General features: G+C 46.9%; 5 protein-coding genes. 1 reads left to right on the top strand and 4 read right to left on the bottom strand.

From position 1 onward, the window contains the following. Positions 1–936: GTP 3',8-cyclase MoaA (moaA, locus tag VIP81_RS18465; RefSeq protein ID WP_331964277.1), on the top strand; the 936-nt coding region annotated here is incomplete at its 5' end. Positions 937–944: 8 nt separating this feature from the next. On the opposite strand, the gene VIP81_RS18460 is transcribed toward moaA, so the two are convergent. The 4 genes from VIP81_RS18460 to serS all read right to left on the bottom strand — a co-directional run bounded on the left by VIP81_RS18460 (position 945) and on the right by serS (position 4,789). Beyond that, a complete protein-coding gene (locus VIP81_RS18460; RefSeq protein ID WP_331964274.1) occupies positions 945–1,700 on the bottom strand; it encodes a sulfite exporter TauE/SafE family protein in 756 nt (251 codons plus the stop codon). 2 nt (positions 1,701–1,702) lie between these two features. Further along, positions 1,703–2,788 (bottom strand): HesA/MoeB/ThiF family protein, encoded by a 1,086-nt coding sequence (locus tag VIP81_RS18455; protein ID WP_331964271.1) that lies wholly within the window; start codon positions 2,786–2,788, stop codon positions 1,703–1,705. Between the two features lie 43 nt (positions 2,789–2,831). Further along, positions 2,832–3,380 carry a GNAT family protein gene (locus VIP81_RS18450; RefSeq protein ID WP_331964268.1) on the bottom strand — a complete coding sequence of 183 codons (549 nt, stop codon included), beginning with the start codon at positions 3,378–3,380 and terminating at the stop codon, positions 2,832–2,834. 140 nt (positions 3,381–3,520) lie between these two features. Continuing rightward, positions 3,521–4,789, bottom strand: a complete 1,269-nt coding sequence (serS, locus tag VIP81_RS18445; RefSeq protein ID WP_331964265.1) for a serine--tRNA ligase — start codon at positions 4,787–4,789, stop codon at positions 3,521–3,523. Between the last annotated feature and the right edge of the window lie 58 nt (positions 4,790–4,847).

Genomic DNA, 4,847 nt, shown 5'->3' with positions numbered 1-4,847 from the left:
GTTAGACTGTCGGTAACAGACCGCTGCAATCTGCGATGCACCTACTGCATGCCGGAGAATATGCATTTTGTGCACCGGGCTGCATTGTTAACCGATCATGAAATCATCTCCCTGCTGCAAATACTCGCGGCGGCAGGTATTTCCAAAGTAAGAATCACCGGCGGAGAACCCTTTCTACGCCCCGGTTTGATGACGCTGCTGGAAAAAATAAAAACAATACCCGGTATCAGGGAAATGGCGATCACTACCAACGGTGTACTCACACAACCTTTTATTCCGGCACTACAGCAACTGGGCATTACCAATATTAACCTGAGCCTGGATAGCTTACAGGCAGAGCGTTTCTTCCAGATCACACGCCGAAATAAATTTACTACGGTGATGGATACACTGCAAAGCCTGCTGCAACACAACATGTCCGTAAAAATCAATGTAGTGGTAATGGATAAAGTAAATACGGATGAACTCACCGCATTCACGGCACTTACTCACAACAACGCGCTTTCAGTAAGGTTTATAGAAGAAATGCCTTTTAACGGACAAGGACATGCCTTTTCGGGTATCACCTGGAACTATCATAAAATACTGGATACTATCGGCGAAGTATATACGCTACAGAAAATAGCAGATGCGCCTCATTCTACTTCTCTCAACTATCACATACCTGGTCATAAAGGCAATATCGGCGTGATTCCCGCCTACAGCCGTACTTTTTGTGGCACCTGCAACCGGCTTCGTATATCCGCTACCGGTAGTATGAAAACATGCCTGTACGGGAACGATGTATTGAATGTAAAAGAAATGCTGCAGCACGATACGCGGCAGCTGTTGCCTGCTATACAAGCCGCCATACATGCACGGTTTGCCAATGGGTTTGAAGCCGCATTACAGCATACAGAGAAAAATATGGAAAGTATGTCTGTTATTGGTGGATGATACCTACGTTACTTTATCAACATTCTCACCCCGGCATATAAAATCAGTATGGCCGTAGCACCCGCTACCCACCTGGGTTTCAATACTTTTGCGCTCAGCCGCGCGCCTATTTGTCCGCCGGCAATAACCGCCAGCAGCAATGGGCCTGCAAACTTCCAGTCAAACACAATCGCATGCTTGGCAGCCTGCCCCGCCAATCCGGCTATAGAATTTACCAGGATAAAAAAGCTGCTTAACCCGGCAATATTCTTGGCTGTATCATACTTTCCCAAACGTAGTACCGGCGACAAATAAATACCTCCGCCAATACCTGTCATACCGGATAGCAACCCAATGGCGCCGCCAATGATGCCGTATGTGATGCCGTATGTGATACCATTGCTTTTATCAGCAGGAATAATCGGTTCCTCCCGCTCAAAAAACAGGCGATAGCACATCACCAGTGCAGCCAGTGTAAGCGCAATACCCAGCACGAGGAAAAACGTAGCCTGCTTCATCGGCAAATAACTGCCCAGAAAAGCCAGCGGCACGCTTACCAGCGACAGCTGCCAGGCTTTTTTCATTGGGAGATGCCCGCTTTTATAAAAATGATAAACGCCACCTACTACCACCGCTACATTACATAACAGGGCGGTAGATTTCATCAGCTGAAAATCTATACTCCACAACGCCAGGATAGCCAGATAGCTGGACCCTCCTCCAAAACCAGCGGCTGAATAGGCCAGCGCTATCAGGAAAAAAAGTAAACAGAGTTCTGCGATCACCGTTAATAAGTTTGCATCTGATCATCTATGGCACTGGCCCAGGCATGAATACCGCCTTCTACATTGTATACCCGGTTAAAACCAAGTTCCACTAAACGTTGCGCTACCGCTCTGCTGCGCATTCCATGATGACACAGCACAGCTATGGGCGCATCGGCAGGGATGGCAGCGGCCTGCTGCAATACACGCGCCATCGGCACATGCACCGACTGTGGAATATGACAGATTTCCCACTCATCATCTTCTCTGACATCCAGCAGCATGAAGCGGGTATCGTTTTGCAGCCATTCGTGCAATTGCTGCACAGATAAGGATTGTACGCCTTCCATTTCGCAAACGGTTTGTTGATAATTATCTTGAAGCGCCGTGATCTGCCTGTTGGCAGGTACCGGCGTAATATTAAATACCATCTGGGTATTATGCAATGTATCGATGGTCATCAGCTGATTACGGAGAGGCGTGCCTATACCGGTAATTACTTTCACCGTTTCATTGGCCTGGTAACAGCCAATCAGTCCGGGTAAAACACCCAATACTCCAATATCATTACAGTTCAGCATTTCCCCGCTTTCCGGTGCTTCCGGGAAGATACAGCGATAAGTCGCTCCTTGCTGATAATTAAATACGCTTACCTGTCCTTCGTATTTATAGATCGCTCCATACACCAGCGGTTTACCGGTGATCACACAGGCATCATTGACCAAATAGCGGGTACCAAAATTATCGGAACAATCTACTATTACATCGTATCCGCGAAATAGCGCCAGCGCATTATCCGTTGTCAGCCAGGTATCGTAGATAATATGTTTGACTTCCGGATTCAGCTGTTGCAGGCGGGCGGCGGCCAGCTGCACTTTAGAGGCGCCCTGATCTGCCGTGGTATAGAGTACTTGTCTTTGCAGGTTGGTTACATTCACCGTATCATGTTCCACAATGCCGATGGTACCAACGCCCATGGCCGTAAGGTATTGTAACACCGGTACGCCGAGGCCCCCAGCGCCTACTACGAGCACTTTCGCCTGTTGTAGTAACGCTTGTTTCTCCGGCCCAAATCCTTCCAACCGGGTCTGACGGTCATATCGATCCATGCTATTTCATTTAAACCTTAAAATTAATCGTATTCGGGAGAAATTATGGCAATGGTTTTATTTGCAGGTACATGGTCACCAGGTCGGCATAGCTCCCATTTTTGAGCAAAATGGCTTGTGGCAGGCGCCCGCACTCCATAAAGCCAAAGTTGCGATATAACTGCATGGCTTTTTCATTGGGAGAAAAAACATGGAGGGATACGATATGCAGCCCCGGACGTTCTTCCGCCCAACGCAACATGGCGGTGATCAGACGGCGGCCAATACCCATATTATTCCATTCGCTTTGTACAGCAATGCCCATTTCGGCGGTATGTGCTTTTTTATGAAGACCGCTATGATTGACATTAACAGAGCCTATAATACGCCCCCTGACAGTGGCTACGAGCAGGAGTTGGTTGGGGTTGTCCAGGTAGGATTGAATATAATCTTCTTCTGAAGCAAGATCCAGCTCCAACGACTCTTTCTGCGTAAAAAGCAGGTAGTCCGTTTCCCGGGTCAGGCGCTGAAAGCTGGCAAGCAAAGCAGCTGCATCTTTAATTTCGGGAGGGCGAATGATGAGTTCGTCGCCGGTGGGCAGAAAATGTTTCATGAGAACGGGTGCTTTGAGAAGAATTACGAATTAGGAATTACTAATTACGGAGTTGTGGGGAGATCGTAAACGAGAAGATCCATACTCGCTGCTATCTACACACAACTCCGTAATTCGCAATTCGTAATTCGTAATTTCCTTTATATCATATGGCTGCCGAAATAGCTCTGCAACACTGTTGGTATCTGTATACCTTCAATGGTCTGGTTGTTTTCCAGCAGGCAGGCCAGGATACGGGGCAATGCCAAAGAGCTGCCATTCAGGGAATGCACCAGCTGTGGCTTACCATTATTTTCCTTAAAACGTATTTTCATACGGTTTGTCTGATAGGCTTCGAAGTTACTTACAGAGCTCACTTCCAGCCATTTCTGCTGGGCAGCGCTATATACTTCAAAATCATAAGTAATAGCAGAAGTAAAGCTCATATCGCCCGCGCATAAACGAAGAATACGATAGGGCAGTTGCAGCTGATTCAACAGGGCCTCTACATGTGCCACCATTTCATCCAGCGCCTCGTAAGACTTATCCGGATGTACCAGTTGTACTACTTCTACTTTATCAAACTGGTGTACCCGGTTTAATCCACGTACATCTTTACCATAAGAACCTGCTTCACGGCGGAAACAAGGCGTATAGGCCGTCATTTTGATAGGCAGATCCGTATCCTTTACAATTTCATCCCGATAGATATTGGTCACCGGTACTTCTGCTGTAGGAATGAGATAGTAGTTATCTTCTGTAGCATGATACATCTGTCCTTCTTTATCCGGTAACTGACCGGTACCATAGGCAGATGCTTCATTGACCATATAAGGCGGTGCATATTCTGTGTAACCATTGCTGGTATTATAATCCAGGAAATATTGGATCAGGGCACGCTGCAGGCGGGCGCCCCTGTTTTTGAAAACAGGAAAACCGCTACCGGTAATTTTATTACCCAGTTCAAAGTCAATCAGGTCGTACTGTTTGGCCAGATCCCAGTGAGGAACAGCGCCATCATACAAGGTCGGAATTTTACCACCACTACGCACTTCCACATTTTCTTCCGGTGTTTTACCGGCTGGAACGATAGAAGCAGGGAGGTTCGGCAATTTTACCAGCGTATCATGCAATGCTTTTTCAGTCGCATTCAATTCTTCATTCACAGGTCCGAGACGCTCTTTCAAAGCTGCTACCGCAGCACGTTGGGCCTCACCTTCTTCCTTTTTGCCCTGGGCCATCAGCTTACCAATTTCTTTGGATAAGCTATTTACCTGCGCCTGTGTGTCGTCGTATTCGAGGGTTAACTTCTTACGCTTGTCGTCCAGTGCCAGCACTTCTTCCACCACTTCCAACTCCTTAAAGTTTTTAAAGGCCAGACGCTCCAGCACTAATTCTTTATTTTGACGTATAAACGGTACTTGTAACATGTTGTATTATCAAATTTTAGCAAAGATATTAAAATAGCTTTTAGCCGTTAGCTTTTAG

Source organism: Chitinophaga sp., assembly GCF_036566945.1.
Classification (GTDB): Bacteria; Bacteroidota; Bacteroidia; order Chitinophagales; family Chitinophagaceae; genus Chitinophaga.
This window is presented reverse-complemented; position numbering and strand designations above follow the sequence as displayed.

Coding starts and splice junctions, on each gene's coding strand:
- VIP81_RS18450 (WP_331964268.1), bottom strand. CDS start 3,380: ATGAAACATTTTCTGCCCACCGGCGACGAACTCATCATTCGCCCTCCC.
- VIP81_RS18455 (WP_331964271.1), bottom strand. CDS start 2,788: ATGGATCGATATGACCGTCAGACCCGGTTGGAAGGATTTGGGCCGGAG.
- serS (WP_331964265.1), bottom strand. CDS start 4,789: ATGTTACAAGTACCGTTTATACGTCAAAATAAAGAATTAGTGCTGGAG.